Genomic DNA, 20293 nt, shown 5'->3' with positions numbered 1-20293 from the left:
AGTTCCGGTTCGAGGAGAGGGGCAGCGGGGTTTAGCCCATCTCCTCCAACGCCTTGCCCTTGGTCTCCTTCACGTACCTGAGTACGAAGGGGATGGAGAGCACGGCGAAGACCGTGTAGATGATGTACGTGCCCGAGAGGTTCCAGTCCGCGAGGGACGGGAAGCTCGCGGTGATGGCCCAGTTGGCGATCCACTGCGCGGAGGCGGCGACGCCGAGGGCGGCGGCGCGGATCCGGTTGGGGAACATCTCGCCGAGGAAGACCCAGACCACGACGCCCCACGAGAGGGCGAAGAAGAGCACGAAGACGTGGGCGGCGACGAGCGCCACGACGCCCTCGGTGTTGGGGAGCTTGCCGTCGACGAGGTCGGCGGAGAAGGCCCAGGCCTCGAAGGCGAGGGCGATCGCCATGCCGACGGAGCCGACGAGCGCGAGCGGCTTACGGCCCACCCGGTCGACCAGGACCATCGCGATGACGGTGCCGATGATGTTGATGATGGACGTGGTGAACGAGTAGAAGAACGAGCTCGTCGGGTCGATGCCGACCGACTGCCAGAGCGTCGAGGAGTAGTAGAACGCCACGTTGATGCCGACGAGCTGCTGGAAGACCGAGAGTCCGATGCCGACCCACACGATGGGCAGCAGCTTGAACCGGCGGCCGGCCACCATCAGGTCCTTGAAGGTGGACTTGTGCTCGCTGTGCATCGCGTGCTCGATCTCGGCGACGCGGTGGTCGAGGTTCACGTCCTTGCCCTCGACCTCGGAGAGGACCTCCTTCGCCCGGTCGATCTTGCCGACCGAGATGAGGAAGCGGGGGGACTCCGGGATGGCGAAGGAGAGCAGACCGTAGAGCAGGGCGGGGACGACCATCACGCCGAGCATCCACTGCCAGGCCTCGATGCCGCCGATCTCGCCGCGCTGGTCGCCGTCGGCGAGCTGCAGGATGCCGTAGTTGACCAGCTGCGAGATGGCGATGCCGATGACGATGGCGGCCTGCTGGAAGGAGCCGAGGCGGCCGCGGTAGGCGGCGGGGGCGACCTCGGCGATGTACGCCGGGCCGATGACGGAGGCCATGCCGATGGCGAAGCCGCCGACGATCCGCCAGAAGGCGAGGTCCCAGAGGGCGAAGGGCAGGGCGGAGCCCACGGCGCTGATGGTGAAGAGCACGGCGGCGATCTGCATGCAGCGGATGCGGCCGATGCGGTCGGCGATCCGGCCGGCGGTCGCGGCGCCGATGGCGCAGCCGATCAGGGCGATGGCGATGACCTGGGCCAGGGTGCCGGAGCCGATGTCGTAGCGGTCCCTGATGGCCTCGACGGCGCCGTTGATGACGGAGCTGTCGTAGCCGAAGAGGAACCCGCCCATCGCGGCCGACGCCGTGATGAAGATGACGTGGCCGAGGTGGTCGGGGTGGGCGGCCCGGCCTTCGGACGGCGGCGGCGTGGGCGCCTGCGCTGTGTTGGTCACATGGACTCCTAGGCTCCGGCGGCGGTGCCGGGGCGTGGGGGGCGAGCCCTTCCAGTGGCGCACAACATGACGCCGCCCACCACGTGAAGGTAAAAGCAACGTTGCAGAGACTATGCCTTCAAGTTTCGAAGTCAATAGTTGATGTCGTATGACTTAAAACAAGCTGCGGGGCATTGTTCGTTCAAGACTTGAAGTTGATCAACGAAGCCGCTGGCTGATGACCTTCGAGACGCCGTCGCCCTGCATGGAGACGCCGTAGAGCGCGTCCGCGACCTCCATCGTCCGCTTCTGGTGCGTGATCACGATGAGCTGCGAGGACTCCTGGAGCTCCTGCATGATCCGGATCAGCCGCTGGAGGTTGGTGTCGTCGAGCGCCGCCTCCACCTCGTCCATCACGTAGAACGGGCTGGGGCGGGCCTTGAAGATGGAGACCAGCATGGCCACGGCGGTCAGAGAGCGCTCGCCGCCGGAGAGCAGCGAGAGGCGCTTGACCTTCTTGCCCGGCGGACGGGCCTCCACGTCGACGCCGGTGGTGAGCATGTTGTCGGGGTCGGTCAGGATCAGCCGGCCCTCGCCGCCCGGGAAGAGCCGCGAGAACACGCCCTCGAACTCGCGGGCGGTGTCCCGGAACGCCTCGGTGAAGACCTGCTCGACCCGGATGTCGACCTCCTTCACGACCTGAAGGAGGTCGGCCCGGGTCTTCTTCAGGTCCTCCAGCTGCTCGGAGAGGAACTGGTGCCGCTCCTCCAGCGCCGCGAACTCCTCGAGAGCCAGCGGGTTCACCTTTCCGAGCTGTTGGTACGCCCGCTCGGCGGCCTTGAGCCGCTTCTCCTGCTCCGAACGGACGAACGGCCGCGGCTGGTTCCGCGGATGCTCCGGGTCCTCCGGAAGCTCCTCGCCCTCGGCGGGCGGCGACGGCGGTACGAGCTGATGGGGGCCGTACTCGGAGACGAGTCCGGCCGGCTCGACGCCCAGCTCCTCCAGGGCCTTGGTCTCCAGCTGCTCGATCCGCATCCGCTTCTCGGCACCGAGGACCTCGCCCCGGTGGACGGAGTCGGTCAGCTTGTCCAGCTCGGCCTTCAGGTCGCGGCCCCGGGTGCGGGCGGCGGACAGGCCCTGTTCGCGGGCGCCCTTGGCGGCGTCGGCGAGCGCGCGCTCCTGCTCGGCCCGGACGAGGGAGACCTCGATGTGGGCGAGGAGCTGGCGGGCGCCGGCGGCCACGGCGGCGGCGACCTCCGCCTCGTGCCGCATCCGGGCGCGCCGCTGCTCGGCACGCGCGCGTGCCTCGCGTTCGGCGCGGGCGCCGCGGTCGAGGGAGTCGGCCCGCCCGGCGAGCCCCTTGACCCGTTCCTCGTGCGTACGGAGCTGGAGCCGGGCTTCCATCTCCGTCTGGCGGGCGTTGGCGCCGTCGGCGGCGAGCCGGTCGCGCACGGAGGTGTCGGGCTCCTCCTCGGCCGGAGCCTCCTCGGCGACGAGCAGCCGCTCGGCGAGCTCCTCGGCCTCGTAGAGCGCCTTCTCCAGGGCCTCGTCGGCGCGGGCGGCGGCGGCCGCGGTCCGCTCGGCCTCCCCGGCGGCGCCCCTGGCCTGTCCGGCGAGCCGGCCGAGCTGCTGGGCGACCTGGGACTTCTCCCGGTCGGCGGCGCGGCGGCGTTCGGCCAGTTCCTCGACGAGCGCGGCGGCTGTGCGGCGCGCCTCGGTCGCGCCCTGCTGGGCGTCGGCGAGCGCCTCGCAGCGCGACTCGAGCTCCTCCAGCTCGGCGGCCGCCTCGTCCACGGAGGCCTGCACTTCGAGGAGGCTGGGCGCGCCGGCGGAGCCTCCTTGCGCGTAGTGCGCGCCGAGCAGGTCGCCCTCGGCGGTGACGGCGGTGAGCCCGGGGTGCGTCCGCACGAGCTCGACGGCCTCGTCGAGTCCTTCGACCACGACGACGTCCCGGAGCAAGCGGCGGACGGCGCCCATGAGTTCGCCGGGTCCGTCGACGAGCCGGGTGGCGGGGACGGCGGGGGTGGCATCGCCCCGGGCACCCGGCGCGTCGGCCGGTCCCTCCGCGCCCGCGAGGAGCAGGGCCGCGCGGCCCGCGTCCTGCTTGCGGAGCAGCCGCAGGGCCTCCGCCGCCGCGCCGGGTCCTGTGACGGCGACGGCGTCCGCCGCGGCGCCGAGGGCGGCGGCGAGCGGGATCTCGTATCCGGGGGTGACGGTGAGGAGTTCGGCGGCCGGGCCGAGCAGGCCGGTCAGGGTCTCACGGGCGCCGAGCAGCGCCCCGGTGCCGTCCTTGCGGCGCAGGCCCAGGGAGAGCGCCTCGTGGCGGGCCCGGGTCGCGGCGCGGCGGCGGTCGGCGGCGGTGGCGGCCTCGCGGGCTGCGGTCAGCGCGGCCTCCGCATCGGCGAGGTCGCGGCGGGCGGCCTCGTACCGCTCCCCCAGTTCGCTGTCGTCCGCGTCGAGCCCGTCGACCTCGGCCTTGAGCTGCTCGTACTCCTCCTGCGCGGCGACGGCCCGGTCCTGCGCCTCGTCCCGGGAGGCGGCGAGCCGGTCGATCTCGGCCTGGGCGGACGCGGCGCGCGAGCGGGCGGCGTTGACCTGGCCGTGCAGCCGGGCGAGGCCCTCGCGCCGGTCGGCGATGGCGCGGGCCACGTCCTTGAGCCGCCGCTCCTCGACCTCGAGCTCGCGCTCCAGGTCGGCGCGGTGCGCGACGGTGTCCTCCAGGGCGCGTTCGGCCGCTTCGAGGGCGGCCTCCAGCTCGGCCTCCTGCTCGCGGATGCGGGCGGCCTCGCGCTCCATGTCCTCCGGGTCGCGGCCCCGGCGCTCCTCGGGCGGCTGGGCGGTGGCGCTCTTCACGCGCGCGTCGGCGAGCGAGATCGTGCCCCGTACCCGCTCGGCGAGCTGGGAGAGTTCGTACCAGGTCTGCTGGGCGCGCTGGAGGCGCGGGGCGAGCCTGCGGACCTCGTCCTCCAGGTCGGCCTCCTTGGCGAGGGCGGCCTTCAGCTCGTTCTCGGCGCTCTCCTTGCGTTCCTTCAGCGCGGCCTCGTCGGCGACCTCGGTCTTCAGCGCCTCCTGGAGCCGTACGAGGTCGTCGGAGAGCAGCCGGAGGCGCGCGTCGCGCAGGTCCGCCTGGATGACGGCGGCCCGGCGGGCGACGGCCGCCTGCCGGCCGAGCGGCTTGAGCTGGCGGCGCAGTTCGTCGGTGAGGTCCTGCACGCGCGCGAGGTTGGCCTGCATCGCGTCCAGTTTCCGCAGCGCCTTCTCCTTGCGCTTGCGGTGCTTGAGGACCCCTGCGGCCTCCTCGATGAAGGCGCGGCGGCCCATGGGGTCGGCGTGCAGGACGGAGTCGAGCTGGCCCTGGCCGACGATGACGTGCATCTCGCGGCCGATGCCGGAGTCGGAGAGCAGGTCCTGGATGTCGAGCAGCCGGCAGGTGTCGCCGTTGATCTGGTACTCGCTGCTGCCGCCGCGGAACATGATCCGGGTGATGGTGACTTCGGCGTAGTCGATGGGCAGCGCGCCGTCGGAGTTGTCGATCGTCAGCGAGACCTCGGCGCGGCCGAGCGGCGGCCGGCCGGTCGTGCCGGCGAAGATGACGTCCTCCATCTTGCCGCCGCGCAGCGACTTGGCGCCCTGCTCACCCATGACCCAGGACAGCGCGTCCACGACATTGGACTTGCCGGACCCGTTCGGCCCCACGACACACGTGATTCCCGGTTCGAACCGCAGGGTGGTGGCGGAGGCGAACGACTTGAAACCGCGGAGGGTCAGGGCCTTGAGATGCACGCCCCGGGACTCTACCTGGGGTTGCGCGTTTCACCCATGAAGGTGCAGGGCACACCCTCCGGTAAGAACCGGGGGTGTGACATGGGGGACTCAAGAAAGAAGGGACGCCTGAGCGTCCCTTGCATATCTAGCTGTGCCAGCGAGAGTGTTTCTCACCTTGCCCCGGCACGGGGCTGACCGTCGGGGCTGACTGTCCGATGGTGCCGACCGTCAGGTGAGCGCAGGCTCCGCCTTGGGAACGTCGAGTTCGATGCTGTCGAGCAGCGACTCGCCATGATGTGCGGCGGCAGCGTTGAGCGCGTCGTTCTCGGACTGAATCCGTACCAGCTCGGACTCGAGGTCCTGGACGCGCTGCTGAAGCCGTCGCATCTCGGCGAGGAGTCGCGGGTCGGAGCCGCCGACGTAACCGAGAAGCGCCTTTGCCATGATGGATGGTCCTCCACAATGAGTGACCGACCGAAGCGGTGTGGGTCGTGAGGGATTTCGCACCCGCGGTGCTCGGCAGTGCTTCATGTCGTGCCGGTTTTTACTGCCAAACAGCTAAGGTGCGCGGGGCTTCCAGAGTCTCACCAAAAAGTTTGACGGTCAACACGATCACGCCCTGTATCAAGGGGCGACCGGGGGGTCCGCGGCCGCACTACAGGCGGCGGCGCCTCGCAACTCGGTGCCTCAGGGGCGTCGCGATCATCCTTCCGCGCACGGAAGCCCACCGCAAGCCCTTCTCGGCAACCAGCAGGTCATTTCCCCTTCGGCACCCCTTCGCCGAACGTCCGCCCGAGGACCGCGCAGGCCATCGGACGGAGCCGGATCGAGGGGTCGTCAGCGGATCGCGAAGCTGTCGTAGCCGCCGCGCGGGGTGCCCCATATCTCGGTGACTCCGTCCACCCGCCCGGGAGTGTCGGCGGAGCGCAGCCAGTCGAGCAGACGGTGGCAATTCTCACTCGGCCCCTCGGCCACGACCTGCACCCGGCCGTCGTCGAGGTTGAGGGCGAAGCCGACCAGGCCGCCGATCTCCAGTGCGTTTGCCCTGGTGAACCAACGGAAGCCCACTCCCTGTACTCGGCCGCGCACCCAGGCGGTCAGCCGTACGTCTTCGTTCATGGATGAACGCTAACGGCCCAATTACTCAGGGAGCACACCACCCCCTCGTGTCATGGCGTACAGTCCCGACGGAATGCGGCTCACCCGTTCGGGCGCGTCGCATTCGACAACCCCGCAGAAGCAAAGATCAGCAAAGACAGCACCGTAGAACGTCAGGGAGGCAGAGGGATGGGACGCCATCGCAGGAGGCGCGGCGCGCCTTTGCGCACCGGACTGCTCGGTGCCTCCGCCGCGGTCGCCGTCGGCGCGGGGCTCGTCGCCGCGGGCCTGATCCCCGGCGGTGATGTGCTCACCGTGGGCAGCGCGGGCTCGGGAACGGAGCAGCAGACCCACTCCCGGCAGGCCCCGGAGCTGACGACGCAGGGCGGTTCGTCCGCGACGCCGACGAACCCGACGTCCGCGTCCGCCTCCGCGTACAAGAAGCCGGCGGCCCCGAGCAGTACGTCTCCCTCCGCCACGCCGTCGCAGAAGCCCAAGCCGAAGCCGACGCCGACGCCGTCGAAGACGACCGCCGCCCCGAAGCCGAAGCCTTCGAAGCCCGCCGTCACGCCGTCGAAGACGGCGAAGCCGAAGCCGGCCCCGACGACGGCGAAGCCCGCGCCCCGCACCGAGGCGCCCGCGAAGCCCGCCGCCCCGACCCAGAGCCGCGCCGCGGCCGCCGAGGCGGAGGTCGTCCGGCTGGTCAACGAGGAGCGGGCCAAGGTCGGCTGCAGCGCGGTGCGCTCGGACGCGGCGCTCGCGAAGCTGGCCGGCGACTTCAGCGCCGACATGGCCGCGCGCGGCTTCTTCGACCACACGGACCCGGACGGCGACACCCCGTGGGAGCGGGCCCGCCAGGCGGGCGTCACCGGCATGGGCGGCGAGAACATCGCCCGCGGCCAGGCGGACGCGGCTGCCGTGATGGAGTCCTGGATGAACAGCGACGGCCACCGCGCGAACATCCTGAACTGCGACTACACGACGCTCGGCGTCGGCGTGCACTTCGCCGACGGCGGCCCGTGGTGGACGCAGGACTTCGGCCTCTGAGGCCCTGACCCTGACCCTGACCCTGACCCCCTGAAGCACTAACTCCTGGTGAGCGCTGTGCGGAAGTACGGTGCCGGAGTACCGTGAAGCCATGAGTGACGACGCCCTCGCCTTCGACGACCTGGCCTTCGACGTGTTCGCCCGCGCCTGTCAGTCGCGGGTCACGCTGGAGCACGTGACCGGGCGGTGGGGCAGCCTCACCCTCGGCGCGCTCCACGAGGGGACGCTCCGCTTCAACGAGCTGCGGCGCCGGGTCGACGGCGTCAGCGAGAAGATGCTGTCGCAGACGCTGCACGCCCTGGAGCGCGACGGGCTCGTGCACCGCGAGGCGCAGCCGACGAACCCGCCCCGGGTGGACTACACGCTCACGCCGCTGGGCCGCGAGGTCGCGGAGCGCCTGGTCGGCCTCATCGAGCTGGTCGAGGGCCGGATGCCACAGGTCCTGTCGGCGCGCGAGCGGTACGACGCGGCCAAGGAGACCGCCCGCGAGGCAGCTACGCCGTAGCGCGGGGCGGGCGCTGGCAGCGCGGGCAGAAGTAGCTCGACCGGTTCATCCAGGGCCGTCGCCGCATCGGGGTCCCGCAGCGCCGGCACGGCTCGTCCTCGCGCCCGTAGGCGTCGAGCGAGCGGTCGAAGTAGCCCGACTCGCCGTTCACGTTCACATACAGGCTGTCGAAGCTGGTCCCGCCGGCGGCGAGGGCCGCGTTCATGACGTCCCGTACATGCTGGAGCAGCTCGGCCGAGCGGGGGCGGGTGAGCGCGGCGGTCGGGCGTTCGTAGTGCAGCTTGGCGCGCCAGAGCGCCTCGTCCGCGTAGATGTTGCCGACCCCGCTGATCAGGGTCTGGTCGAGCAGCGCCCGCTTGATCGTCGTACGGCGCAGGCGCAACGCGGTCTGGAAGGCGGCGTCGTCGAACTCCGGGTCCAGCGGGTCGCGGGCGATGTGCGCGATGACGTCGGGCAGTCCGTCGGGGGTGTTCTCGTGGAGCGAGAGCCCGCCGAAGGTGCGCTGGTCGACGAAGCGCAGCTCGGTGCCGAGCCCGTCCTGGAACCGGACCCGGATGCGCAGATGCTTCTCGTCCGGGGCGTCCTCGGGCTGGACGAGCAGCTGCCCGCTCATGCCGAGGTGGCCGAGGACGGAGGCGTCGGAGTCGGCCAGCGGGATCCAGAGGTACTTGCCGCGGCGCCGCGCGGTCCCGAAGCGGTGGCCCTTGAGGCGGGCCGCGAAGTCCGCGCCGCCGGCCGGGTGCCTGCGCACGGCCCTCGGGTGCAGGACCTCGACCTCGCCCACGGTCCGCCCGCCGACCCAGCGCTCAAGACCGCGCCGTACGACCTCGACCTCGGGCAACTCGGGCACGGGACTCCTCTGCAAGGGGTACGGGAACGATGCCCGAAGCCTACCGCCGGGCACCGACACGAAAGCGCCCCGGGCCGGGACCCGCTTGGGGTCCCGGCCCGGGGCGTCGTGAAGACGAAGGGTCAGGCGGAAGCCTCGTCGGCGGGCGTCGGCACCCCGCCGGTCTCCGGCTGCTCGCCGGCCGCCGGAACAGCGTCACCGGTCTCGTCGGTGTCACCGGTCGTACCGGTCCCACCCACGTCGCCGGCCTCGGCCGCGGCCTTCGCCGCCTCCGCACGCTCGTCCGCCGCCGCGCGAATCGCGCGCCAGGCGGACTCCGCCGCCTGCTGCTCCGCTTCCTTCTTGCTGCGGCCGGTGCCGGTGCCGTACGAGACACCACCGACGCGGGCGGCAGCAGTGAAGGTCTTCTCGTGGTCCGGACCCGTCTCCGTGACGAGGTACTCCGGTACACCCAGTCCCTCGGCCGCGGTGAGCTCCTGGAGACTGGTCTTCCAGTCCAGTCCGGCACCGAGGTTCGAGGACTTCTCGATCAGCGGGTCGAAGAGCCGGTGCACCAGCTCCGAGGCCGCCGTGAGGCCCTGGTCGAGATAGACCGCGCCGATCACCGCTTCAAGGGTGTCGGCGAGGATGGAAGCCTTGTCCCGGCCGCCCGTGCCCTCTTCGCCCCGGCCGAGCCGGATGAAGGAGCCGAGTTCGAGGCCGCGACCGACCTCCGCCAGCGCACGCGAGTTGACCACCGCGGCCCGCAGCTTGGCCAGCTGGCCTTCGGGCAGGTCGGGGTGGGTGCGGTACAGCGTGTCCGTGACCACCAGGCCGAGCACGGAGTCCCCGAGGAACTCCAGACGCTCGTTGGTGGGCAGGCCGCCGTTCTCGTACGCGTACGAGCGGTGCGTCAGTGCACGCACCAGAAGGGCGGACTCGAGCTGATACCCGAGCCGCCCTTCCAGAAGCGTGTGGGACGAGGCATTGTCCGTCTTGATGGACTCAGACATCGCGCCTCTCACCAGCCACTCAGACCGAGAGGACCTGGCGCTTGTTGTAGGTGCCGCAGCTCGGGCACGCGATGTGCTGCAGCTTCGGCTCCTGGCAACGCTCACACGAAACCAGGGTGGGGACCGCAGCCTTCCACTGCGACCGGCGGTGGCGCGTGTTGCTGCGCGACATCTTCCGCTTCGGAACAGCCACGGCTACTTCTCCTGCTTCTCGTCGACGCCAGCTTCGGCGCCGCTCATGTTGTCCTTCTCATCGGTTCCCAGCGAACCGGCGAGTCCTTGCAATGCCGCCCAACGCATGTCGACGGCATCGTGGTGGTGGTCCGGGTTCTCGTTCAGGTTGGTTCCGCATTCGGAACACAGACCCGCGCAGTCCTCCCGGCACACCGGCTGCATCGGCAGTGCGAGCACCACCGCATCACGCAGCAGGGGTTCGAGGTCGAACATGCCGTCCTCGAGGGGGATCATGTCCTCGTCGTCCTCGGCTTCGTCGTCCGCGACCGCCTTCGAGCGGCCCCGGTCGTCGGAGTCGGGGTACGAGAACATCTCCTGGAAGTCCACGTCGAGATCGAGCTCGACGGGCTCCAGACACCTTACGCACTCCCCCTCGGCCGATGCACGGGCGGTGCCTGTGACAAGCACCCCTTCCATGACCGACTCAAGACGGAGATCGATTTCCACCGGCGCGCCTTCCGGCACACCGACGACCCCTTCGACACCGAGGTTCGTGGGGGCCTCGACCGAGCGGGAGATCCGCTGAAGGGCACCAGGACGCCGCCCCAGCTCGTGTGTGTCGAACACGAGGGGGTTGCGGTGGTCAAGGCGCGTGCTCAGGGTTCTTCCTGCTTTCGGTTCGTGAGGGGGCTGCCGTGTTCGAATCGAGAGACGAAGCGGGCAGCAGGGATCGCGGGCATACGCGCGACCGAAGAGCCAGGATACTGGACGCTTCGCTCAGGGCCCAATCCGGGCCCATCGGCCCGTTCGGCCCGCTCGCTCAGTGGCCCTGGCCGTGGCCCTGCTCGTACTGCCGCAGCTGCTCCAGGTCAATCATGCTCGTGTCGAAGAAGCTGGTCTCGTCGAGCGCGGCGGCCTGCGGCTGGTGCTGCTGGTGCTGCGGCTGCTGCTGCTGGTCGTACGCGTACTGCTGCTGGTACGCGTACGGGTCCTGGTGCTGGACCTGCTGCCCATAGGAGGGCGCGGCGTATGCCGCTCCGGTGGAGCCGGTGCCTGCAACGGAGTAGGGGTCCGGCTGCTGCTGATACGCGTACGGGTCCTGGTGCTGCGCCTGCTGCTGGTACGCATAGGGGTCCGGCTGCTGGGCCGGGATCTGCGGGGTCTGCTGGTGGACGGGCTGCTGCACCGGCGCCGGGTCGGCGAGCTCCGCGAGTCCGGCCAGGTAGTCCGCGTCGCTGGTGTGCACGGAGCCGCCCGCCGCGTCCTGGGCGGCCATGTGCGCGCCGAGGTCGTCCGTGGCGATCCGCCCGTGCAGCTTCTGCCGGCCGCGGCCGACGGCCTCCAGGGTCTTGGAGAGGACGGCCTCGAAGGCGCCGAGCTTGGCGTCGACGTAGTCGTCGGCCCGGCGGATCAGGGTCTGCGGGTCGGCGCTGTACTCGGGGGCGTCCTCTTCGGCGTAGCCGTTCTCGTCCAGGCCCGGTCCGCGGCCGAGGAGCTTCTCGCGCCCCCGGTCGACGGAGCCGATGGTCTTGTTGAGGACGACCTCGAAGTTGGCGAGCTTGGAGTCGACGTAGTCGTCCGCCTCGGCGCGGATCTCCTCGGCCTCCCGGCGGGCCTCGGAGAGGATCCGGTCCGCCTCGTCCTGGGACTGGCGGGCGACCTGGGTGTCGGAGATCAGCGAGCCGCGCTCGGCGTGGGCGGCGGTGATGATCCGCTCGGCCTCCTGCCGTGCCTGCTCGACCATCTGCTCGCGACCGCCGATCAGCTCCTGCGCCTGGGCCAGGGAGCCCGGCAGGGCCTCCCGTACCTCTTCGAGCAGGTCGAGCAGCTCGGCGCGGTTGACCACGCAGGACGCCGACATGGGCATGGAGCGGGCGTTGGTGATCGTCGAAACGATCTCGTCGAGCTTCTTCTGCACGTCCACCGGGTGCTCGCCACTCTCTACAGCTGGATGGAGACGGACGGGACGACTGTAAGGGCAGTCGTCCCCCGCCCGACACAAGGTGACGGACCGTCAGCGACGGTCGCTCGGGGTCACTGCTGCGCGCGCCGCTCGGCCAGCCGCTGGGTGAGCCGGCCGAGAACGGCCGACGGGACCAGGTGGGAGACGTCGCCGCCCCAGGCCGCGACCTCCTTGACCAGGGAGGACGACAGGAAGCTGTAGGTGGGGTTGGTGGGGACGAACAGGGTCTCGACACCCGAGAGGCCGTTGTTCATCTGCGCCATCTGCAGCTCGTAGTCGAAGTCGCTGACCGCGCGCAGGCCCTTGACGATCGCGGGGATGTCGCGCTGCTTGCAGAAGTCGACCAGGAGGCCGTGGAAGGACTCGACCTCCACGTTTCCGAAGTCGGCGGTGACCTCGCGGATCAGCTCGATCCGCTCATCGACCGTGAACAGTCCCTGCTTGGACTGGTTGATCATCACCGCGACATGTACGACGTCGTACAGCTTGGAGGCGCGGGCGATGATGTCGAGATGTCCGTTGGTGATGGGGTCGAATGACCCCGGACAGACGGCGCGGCGCAACTTGGGTCCCTCGCTCTCCGGTCCGGTCATCGTGCGTCTTCGCACGTAGAGGCGGCGCGACCGTACCAAAACGTTCCCTCGCCGTAGCGACGGGACCGCAGGGGTTCGAAACCTTCGGGCCAGCCGAATTCCCCGCCTCGAGTGCTGCGCTCCACGGTGACGACGGCGTCGTCCGCGATCCAGCCCCCGGAGCGGAGTGTGAGGAGGATCTCCCGAAGATCGTCGTCCGAGACGGCGTAGGGAGGGTCGAGGAAGAGGAGGTCGTACGGCTCCGCGGGGGCCGGTCCCGTCACGATCTGCTCGGCCTTGCCGGTGCGCAGTTCGGCGCCGGGCAGGGCGAGGGCGCGGATGTTCTCCCGTACCGTCCTCGCGGCGCGCTGGTCGGCCTCGACGAGCAGGGCGTGGGCGGCGCCCCGGGAGAGGGCCTCCAGGCCGACGGCTCCCGAGCCCGCGTACAGGTCGGCGACGCGGGCACCGGCGAGGGTGCCGAGGAGCGCCTCCCAGGTGGAGAAGAGGCCCTCGCGCGCCCGGTCGGAGGTCGGACGGGTGCCGTTGCCGGGCGGCACGGCCAGTCGGCGTCCGCCGGCGGTGCCGGCGATCACGCGGGTCATGGGAGGTCCCTGTTCCTTCTGCGGTTCTCGGGTCTGTGCCTCCACGATATGGCCGGTCGGCGCGGGGTGAGGTCACCCCTTCTCCAGGAACTCCTCCCGTTCCTTGTCCAGGAGGGCGTCGAGCGCGGTGCGCAGCTCGGGGTGGTCGGAGAGGTCGGGGTCGGCGAGGACGACGACGGTGGCCTCCTCGCGGGCGGCGGCGATGACCTCCTCGTCGTCGATGACGGTGAGCATCCGCAGCGAGGAGCGGACGCCGGACTGGGCCTGGCCGAGGACGTCGCCCTCGCGGCGCTGTTCGAGGTCGATCCGGGAGAGTTCGAAGCCGTCGAGGGTGGAGGCGACGGCGTTCAGGCGCTGGCGCGCGGGGCTGGCCTCGGGCATCTCGCTGACGAGGAGGCAGAGGCCGGGGGCGGAGCCTCGGCCGACGCGGCCGCGGAGCTGGTGGAGCTGGGAGACGCCGAAACGGTCGGCGTCCATGATCACCATGGCCGTGGCGTTGGGGACGTTGACGCCGACCTCGATGACGGTGGTGGCGACCAGGACGTCGACCTCGCCGGCGGCGAAGCGGCGCATCACGTCGTCCTTGTCGTCCGGGTGCATCCGGCCGTGCAGGACCTCGACGCGAAGTCCGGTGAGGGGGCCCGTGCGGAGCTTCTCGGCGATCTCCAGGACGGCGAGCGGCGGCCGCTTCTCGGCCTCGTCCTCGGGGGACGCCTTCTGCTTCTGCTTCTTCTTCTCGTCCTCGTCGTCGCCGATGCGCGGGCAGACGACGTACGCCTGGTGGCCGTTCTCCACCTCCTCGCGCACGCGTTCCCACGCGCGCGTGAGGAAGTGCGGCTTGTCGGCGGCGGGGACGACATGGCTGGCGATCGGGGAGCGCCCGGCGGGGAGCTGGTCCAGGACGGAGGTCTCCAGGTCGCCGAAGACGGTCATGGCGACCGTGCGCGGGATCGGCGTGGCGGTCATGACCAGCAGGTGGGGCGGCTGCTTGCCCTTGCTCCGGAGGGCGTCGCGCTGCTCCACGCCGAAGCGGTGCTGCTCGTCGACGACAACCAGGCCTAGGTCGTGGAACTGCACCTTGTCCTCGATCAGCGCGTGCGTGCCGATGACGATCCCGGCCTCGCCGGTGACCAGGTCGAGCAGGGCCTGCCGGCGCGCCGCCGTGCCCATGGAGCCGGTGAGCAGCACGACCTTGGTGGCGTGGTCGGCGCCGCCGAGCATCCCTCCCTCGGCGAGCTCGCCCATCATCTCGGTCACCGAGCGGTGGTGCTGCTGGGCGAGGACCTCGGTCGGGGCGAGCATCGCGGCCTGTCCCCCGGCGTCCACGACGGCGAGCATGGCCCGCAGGGCCACCATCGTCTTGCCGCTGCCGACCTCGCCCTGGAGGAGGCGGTGCATGGGGTGCTCGGTGGCGAGGTCGTCGAAGATCTCCTTGGAGACCTTCTTCTGGCCGTCGGTGAGGGTGAAGGGCAGCTTGGCGTCGAAGGCGTCGAGGAGCCCGCCGGGGGTGGGCCTGCGGGCGACGGCGGGCAGTTGGGTGTCGGCGTACCGGCGGCGGGCGAGGGCGACCTGGAGGACGAAGGCCTCGTCCCACTTGAGCCGCTGCCGGGCGTCCTCGATGTCGGCCTTGGTGCGCGGCCGGTGGACCTTCTGGAGCGCCTCGGGCAGTTCGGCGAGGCCGCGGCCCTCGCGCAGCGCGGGCGGCAGCGGATCGGCGAGCCCGGCCCAGCCGGTGGCGGCCAGGGAGTCCAGGGCGATGGAGACGGACTGCTCGATGGTCCAGGACTCCAGCTGCTTGCAGGCGGGGTAGATCGGCAGCAGTTCGCCCGCGAACGCCCTGACCGTCTCGTCGCTGCTCTCGGCGTCCAGGAGTTTGTACTCGGGGTGGGTGAGCTGGAGCTTGCGGTTGAAGACCCCGACCTTGCCGGCGAACATCCCGCGCCGGCCCGGCAGCAGCTCCTTCTGGTGGAAGTGGACGGCCCGGCCGAAGAAGACGAGCTGCATCCGGCCGCTGCCGTCGGTGATCGTGACCTCCAGGCGCTGGCCCTTGCCGCGGCCGCCCTTGTTGAACGTCAGCACGCGGGCGTCGGCCACCTGCGCGACCACCGTGACGTGCTCGTCCAGCGGCAGGTCGGCGAGGGCGGTGAGCTCGCCGCGCTCGGCGTACCGCCGGGGGTAGTGGTGCAGGAGGTCCCCGACCGTCCGCAGGTCGAGGTGCTCGGCCATCACCTTCGCGGTGGCGGCGCCGAGCAGGTTCTTCAGGGGTTCGTCGAGCACTGGCACGCGTTCCATTGCACACCACCGGACTGACACCCGTCGCGCAGGCTGTGGAAATCTCCTGGTCACGTCGGCGTCGTGGCCCCTAGGATGACGCGCACCCTCCCCGCTCCGCGATCACCGCCCGCCGGGATCGCCCGACCCGCGCCGTCGCTCGTCCCCCCACCGGCGCAGCGACGATGACTGCTGATCAGACACCGCACACCTTCCAGGTCGATCTGCGCGGACTCGTGGATCTCCTCTCCCACCACCTCTATTCGAGCCCGAAGGTCTATCTGCGCGAACTGCTGCAGAACGCCGTGGACGCGATCACCGCGCGCCGCGCCGAGCAGCCGGACGCCCCGGCCCAGGTCCGGTTGTACGCGGACGGCGCCGGACTGCGGGTCGAGGACAGCGGCATCGGTCTGACCGAGCGGGACGTGCACAGCCTGCTGGCCACGATCGGCCGCAGTTCGAAGCGGGCCGACGCGGCGGGCATCGCGAGCGCACGGGCGGAGTTCCTCGGCCAGTTCGGCATCGGCCTGCTCGCCTGCTTCGTCGTCGCCGCCGAGATCCGAGTGGTCAGCCGCAGCGCCCGGAACCCCGCCGAGCCGCCGGTCGAATGGACGGCCCGCGACGACGGTTCGTATACGGTCCGCACGCTCCCGGAGAGCGCGCGGACCGAGCCGGGCACCACCGTGCACCTCACCGCGCGCCCCGGTTCCGGGGAGTGGCTGACCGAGGAGCGGGTGCTCGCCCTCGCCCGGGTGTACGGCTCCCTCCTCCCGTACGAAGTACGGGTCGGGGACAAGCCCGTCACCGACCTTCCGGCGCCCTGGGACCGGGCGTACCCGAGCCCGGCCGCGCGGCGGGTCGCGCTGGCGGGCCACTGCCAGGAAACGTTCGGCTTCACCCCGCTCGACTCGATCGACCTCGACCTGCCGCTGGCCGGCATCCGGGGCGTGGCGTACGTGCTGCCGTCGGCCGTCAGCCCGGCCCAGCGCGCCGGGCACCGGGTGCACCTGAAGGGCATGCTGCTCACGGAGCGGGCCGACGGGCTGCTGCCCGACTGGGCGTTCTTCGTGCGCTGCGTGCTCGACACGGACAGCCTGCGGCCGACGGCCTCGCGCGAGTCGCTGTACGAGGACGAGACGCTGGCCGGCGTACGGGACGCGCTGGGCGCGGCCGTACGGGAGTGGCTCGGCGGGCTCGCCGCGGGCGCCCCCGAGCGCCTGGAGGAGTTCCTGGCCGTGCACCACCTCGGGGTGAAGTCGCTGGCCCGGCACGACGCCGAGATGCTGCGGACGATGCTGCCGTGGCTGCCGTTCGAGACGACGGACGGCCGGCTCTCGCTGGAGGAGTTCGCCCGCCGTCACCCGGTCGTGCACTACACCCGTACCGTCGAGGAGTACCGGCAGGTCGCCGCGATCGCGACCGCGCAGGGCATCGGCGTGGTCAACGGCGGCTACACGTACGACACGGAGCTGGTGGAGCGCCTCCCGGAGGTCCGTCCCGGCACCGCCGTCGCCGAGTTGGACGCCGACACCGTCACCGCGCATCTCGACTCCGTCGACCCGGAGCAGGAGCTGGCCCTCTCGGCGTTCCTGTCGGTGGCCCGCGCCACGCTCGACCCCCTGGGCTGCGACGTGTCGCTGCGCTCCTTCCACCCGCTGACCGTGCCCGCGCTGCACCTGGACGACCGGGCGGCCCGGCACGAACAGGCCCGCGCGGAGGCCGAGGAACGGGCGGACGACCTGTGGGCCGGGATCCTCGGCTCGCTGCGCGGCAGCGCGCCGAGGGCCCGGCTCGTCCTCAACCACCTGAACCCGACGATCCGCCGCATCGGCGCGCTCGACGACCAAGAGCTGGCGGGGACGGCCGTCGAGGCGCTCTACGGGCAGGCGCTCCTGATGGCGCAGCGGCCGCTGCGACCGGCCGACTCGGCGCTGCTCAACCGGGCCTTCGCGGGGCTGCTCGCCTGGGCCACCCACCACGGGGAGAACGACGCATGACCCTGACCTTCGAGGCCCTGCGCGAGGCCCTGCGGGAGAACGCACGGCAGCCGGAGGGCCCGGCGCGCAACGCGCGCGCCGAGCGGCTCCTCGTGGAGGCCGAGCAGCTCGGCGAGCCGCTGGCCGTCATCGAGGCGCTCGGGCACCAGCTCCAGGCGTACAACTACAGCTCCGAGAAGGCGAAGATGTTCGTGCCCTTCTCGCGGCTGCTGCGGATGTGGGACGAGAACCCCGGGGACTTCGACGCGTACGAGACGCACACCCTGCACTGGGTCTTCAAGTGGGTCTCCAGCGGCATGCTCGACCAGCCGCACATCCCGCTGGCGTCGATCGAGAAGTGGCTCGGCGAGATGGAGCACCGCTACCGGCTCGCGGGCCACTCCGAACGGGCCGTGCGGCAGGGAGAGTTCCGGGTGGCGCGGCACATCGGCGACGTGGAGCGGGCGGACCGGGCGTACGCGGCGTGGCTGGCGGCGGACCGGGACCGGATGGCCGACTGCCACGCGTGCGAGCTGCACGGGCAGGGCGGGTGGTCGGCCGAGCGCGGCGACGACGAGCGGGCGCTGCGGACCTGGGAGCCGGTGCTGTCGGGCGAGCACGTCTGCGCGCACGAGCCGCACGCGGTCCTCGCCTCCTCGCTGCTGCCGCTGGTACGGCTCGGCCGGCCCGACGAGGCCCGGGTGAACCACCTGCGCGGCTACCGCCTGGTGCGGCCGCTGGAGAGCATGCGCGGTGCGGCGGCGGACCACATCGAGTTCTGCGCGCTGACCGGCAACGAGGCGCGGGGCCTGGAGATCCTCGCCGAGCGGCCGGCGTACCTCACCGACGGCGGCGATCCGGACAGCCTGCTGTGCTTCCTGTCCGTGACGGCGCTGCTCATGGACCGCCTCGTCGCGCGGGGCCTCGGGGGCCAGTCGGTGCCGGGTCCCGCGCGGGCCGAGGGCGGGTCGTGGACGGCCGCCGAACTAGGCGCCCACGCGCGCGTGGAGGCGCTGGCGATCGCGCGGCGCTTCGACGAGCGCAACGGCACGGCGCGGGTGAGCGAGCGGGCGCGGGCCCGGATGGACGCGGCGCCGCTCCTGGACCGGCTGCCGCTGGGGGTACGGGCGGTGGGCCCGGTGGCGGTACCGGTGGCCGTTCCGGCGGCTGTTTCGGTGGCTGTTTCGGTGGAACCACGCGACCTGCTCGCGGAGGCCCGACGTCTTTCGGCGGGACGGAACCCGGCGTCGCGCGCGGCGTGGGAGGCGGTGGCCACCGCGGTCGCCGCCGCGGACCTCGAACTGGACGCGCTGGGCCGCGCCGAACTGGACGACCACCGCGCCATCGCCATGGAGCAGGGCCCCGCGGAGTCGGTCCGCCTCTTCCTCCGCGCGGCCGACGGCTACGAGACGGCCGGCGACCCCGGCGAGGCCCAGGCTGCCCGCGCCAGAGCCGCGTTCGCCCTGGCCCTGGACGACCGCCTCCCGGAGGGATGGACGGCGGCGGAGACCGCGGTCGGCCGGATCCAAGCCCTCCACGCGGAGGGCGCGGCGACACCCCGCCAGGTGGCGGGGGCGCTGCTGTCGCGGGTACGGGTGGGTCTGCTGCGGCTGCATGCGGAGGGCGAGGAGGAGGCCGCGCCCCGCGAAGAGCCCGCGGGCGCATCCGCCGTCGACGCGCTCGCTGAAGCGCTCGACGTGCTGGTCGCGTTCGCCGCCGAGCACGTCGGGGATCCGCTGGTCGCGGACCGGGCCGCGGAGGCCGAGTCCGTACGGGGTGACCTGGCCGCGCACGCGGGGGACGCCGAGGGGGCGGCGCGCCAGTACGCGTACGCCGCCGAGCTGTACCACCGGGCCGGGCTGCCCTGGTACGCCGTCGAGCCCGAGGCCCGGCTCTCCCGGGTCGCCCTGCACACCGGTGACCTGGAGACCGCCGAGCGCGCGGCCCGGGCCGCCCTCGACCACGGCGTGGAGCACGCCGGGGCCGCCGGGCAGAGCCGTCTCCGGCTCCAGCTCGCCGAAGTCCTCGGCGCGGCGGACCGGTTCGGCGAGGCCGCCGCCCATGCCCTGGAGGCCGCCCACTGGGCCGACGAGGCGGGTGAGAGCCGGGGCATCGGCGCGTACGCCCGGCACCAGCTGGGCGGTTGGCTGCTGCGGGAGTCCCGGGTCGAGGAGGCCGCGGCGATCCTGGAGTCCGTACTCCCCGATCTCTCCGTGGACGAGCACGGCGACGGCATGGTCGTCCAGACGCTGTGGTGGCTCGGCGAGTGCCTCGCGGCGCTGAACGAGCCCCGGTCCGCCGCCGAGCAGTGGCTGCGGGCGGCGGAGCTCGCGAAGGAGTGGCCGGAGCAGCGGGACCACGCGATGCTCGCGAACCTGGCCGGGCAGGCCCTGCTCCAGGCGGAGCTGCGACCGGAGGCCGCGGCGGCGTACGAGCGGGCGGGCGAGCTGTGGCGCGAGCTCGGCGACGCCTCCGCGTACGTCAGGACCCTGCGGGTCCGGGCCTGGATCGCCGGCGCCGCCGGTGGCGGGCGGGCCCTCATGGACGAGGCGGCGGAGGCGTGCGGCGCCGACGTGGTGGCGCGCGGGGACACGTACGTCCAGGCGGCGGAGCTGCTGGGGGACGGTGACGTGGACGCCGACGCCTTGGCGGTCGCGCTGTCGTACGCGACGCGGGCGGCGGCGGAGTTCGGCTCGGCCGGCCCGGAGTTCCGCGACCGCCGGACGGCGGCGGAGCTGCTGGCGGCGTGGCTGCATGTCCGGCTGGAGGACGGGGCGGCGGCGGCCGCGTTGGCGCGTGGGGTGCTGGCGGAGTACGGCGCGGCGGTGGAGGGGGAGGCCGCGGCTGAGCGGCGGGCGGAGGCGGAGGCGGTGCTGGAGCGGGTGGGTTCGTGACGGGTGGGTCGGTGGCCGGGGCGGCGGGAACTCCCCCACCCCGCCCCTTCCCGAAACTCTGACGAGACCGGGGGCTCCGCCCCCGAGCGGCCCCTCGGGCACAAGAACACCGCCAAGGCACCGGTCCCCGCTTGTGCCCA

16 protein-coding genes are annotated in these 20293 nt (G+C 72.0%); 4 read left to right on the top strand and 12 right to left on the bottom strand.

Annotated features, from left to right (window positions below; translation table 11 throughout):
• Positions 1-31 precede the first annotated feature (31 nt).
• The 4 genes from ACWCO8_RS31685 to ACWCO8_RS31670 form a co-directional block, all read right to left on the bottom strand.
• Positions 32-1465, bottom strand: coding sequence for a sugar porter family MFS transporter (locus ACWCO8_RS31685; RefSeq protein WP_451035124.1), 1434 nt, complete (start codon positions 1463-1465; stop codon positions 32-34).
• Between the two features lie 198 nt (positions 1466-1663).
• Positions 1664-5227 (bottom strand): chromosome segregation protein SMC, encoded by a 3564-nt coding sequence (gene smc, locus ACWCO8_RS31680; RefSeq protein WP_451035123.1) that lies wholly within the window; start codon positions 5225-5227, stop codon positions 1664-1666.
• A gap of 210 nt (positions 5228-5437) precedes the next feature.
• A complete protein-coding gene (locus ACWCO8_RS31675) occupies positions 5438-5653 on the bottom strand; it encodes a hypothetical protein (RefSeq protein WP_315893843.1) in 216 nt (71 codons plus the stop codon).
• A gap of 393 nt (positions 5654-6046) precedes the next feature.
• The gene (locus tag ACWCO8_RS31670; RefSeq protein WP_362003426.1) at positions 6047-6328 is read right to left on the bottom strand and encodes an acylphosphatase; all 282 of its coding nucleotides are present in this window, start codon (positions 6326-6328) and stop codon (positions 6047-6049) included.
• A 168-nt stretch (positions 6329-6496) separates the two neighbouring features.
• Between ACWCO8_RS31670 and ACWCO8_RS31665 the strand changes: the two genes are divergently transcribed.
• Together ACWCO8_RS31665 and ACWCO8_RS31660 are read left to right on the top strand one after the other, a co-directional pair.
• On the top strand, positions 6497-7354 hold the full coding sequence (locus ACWCO8_RS31665; protein WP_451035122.1) for a CAP domain-containing protein: 858 nt from the start codon (positions 6497-6499) through the stop codon (positions 7352-7354).
• Positions 7355-7445: 91 nt separating this feature from the next.
• The gene (locus ACWCO8_RS31660; RefSeq protein ID WP_451035121.1) at positions 7446-7859 is read left to right on the top strand and encodes a winged helix-turn-helix transcriptional regulator; all 414 of its coding nucleotides are present in this window, start codon (positions 7446-7448) and stop codon (positions 7857-7859) included.
• On the opposite strand, the gene mutM is transcribed toward ACWCO8_RS31660, so the two are convergent.
• The 8 genes from mutM to recG form a co-directional block, all read right to left on the bottom strand.
• On the bottom strand, positions 7849-8709 hold the full coding sequence (gene mutM, locus ACWCO8_RS31655) for a bifunctional DNA-formamidopyrimidine glycosylase/DNA-(apurinic or apyrimidinic site) lyase (RefSeq protein WP_384512859.1): 861 nt from the start codon (positions 8707-8709) through the stop codon (positions 7849-7851). The genes ACWCO8_RS31660 and mutM overlap by 11 nt on opposite strands.
• A gap of 122 nt (positions 8710-8831) precedes the next feature.
• Positions 8832-9701 (bottom strand): ribonuclease III, encoded by an 870-nt coding sequence (gene rnc / locus ACWCO8_RS31650; RefSeq protein WP_362003434.1) that lies wholly within the window; start codon positions 9699-9701, stop codon positions 8832-8834.
• A 19-nt stretch (positions 9702-9720) separates the two neighbouring features.
• A complete protein-coding gene (gene rpmF / locus ACWCO8_RS31645; RefSeq protein WP_015036448.1) occupies positions 9721-9894 on the bottom strand; it encodes a 50S ribosomal protein L32 in 174 nt (57 codons plus the stop codon).
• Between the two features lie 2 nt (positions 9895-9896).
• Positions 9897-10535, bottom strand: coding sequence for a YceD family protein (locus ACWCO8_RS31640; RefSeq protein WP_451035201.1), 639 nt, complete (start codon positions 10533-10535; stop codon positions 9897-9899).
• A gap of 160 nt (positions 10536-10695) precedes the next feature.
• The gene (locus tag ACWCO8_RS31635; protein WP_451035120.1) at positions 10696-11799 is read right to left on the bottom strand and encodes an ATP synthase F0 subunit B; all 1104 of its coding nucleotides are present in this window, start codon (positions 11797-11799) and stop codon (positions 10696-10698) included.
• 110 nt (positions 11800-11909) lie between these two features.
• Entirely contained in the window at positions 11910-12401 is a 492-nt protein-coding gene (coaD, locus tag ACWCO8_RS31630) for a pantetheine-phosphate adenylyltransferase (RefSeq protein ID WP_362004022.1), read from the bottom strand.
• Positions 12402-12427: 26 nt separating this feature from the next.
• Entirely contained in the window at positions 12428-13012 is a 585-nt protein-coding gene (rsmD, locus tag ACWCO8_RS31625) for a 16S rRNA (guanine(966)-N(2))-methyltransferase RsmD (RefSeq protein ID WP_362003440.1), read from the bottom strand.
• Between the two features lie 72 nt (positions 13013-13084).
• Entirely contained in the window at positions 13085-15304 is a 2220-nt protein-coding gene (gene recG / locus ACWCO8_RS31620; RefSeq protein WP_451035119.1) for an ATP-dependent DNA helicase RecG, read from the bottom strand.
• Between the two features lie 164 nt (positions 15305-15468).
• Here recG and ACWCO8_RS31615 point away from each other — a divergent pair, with 164 nt between their 5' ends.
• Both ACWCO8_RS31615 and ACWCO8_RS31610 read left to right on the top strand, forming a co-directional pair.
• Complete coding sequence (locus tag ACWCO8_RS31615) at positions 15469-17280, top strand: HSP90 family protein (protein ID WP_451035118.1); 1812 nt, start codon at positions 15469-15471, stop codon at positions 17278-17280.
• A complete protein-coding gene (locus tag ACWCO8_RS31610) occupies positions 17277-20153 on the top strand; it encodes a tetratricopeptide repeat protein (protein WP_451035117.1) in 2877 nt (958 codons plus the stop codon). Before ACWCO8_RS31615 ends, ACWCO8_RS31610 begins: the two co-directional genes overlap by 4 nt.
• Positions 20154-20293: the final 140 nt, after the last annotated feature.

It is taken from the genome of Streptomyces sp. NPDC001927, assembly GCF_053594455.1.
Note: the sequence above shows the minus strand (reverse complement) of the source record. Positions and strands in the feature narration are given on the sequence as shown.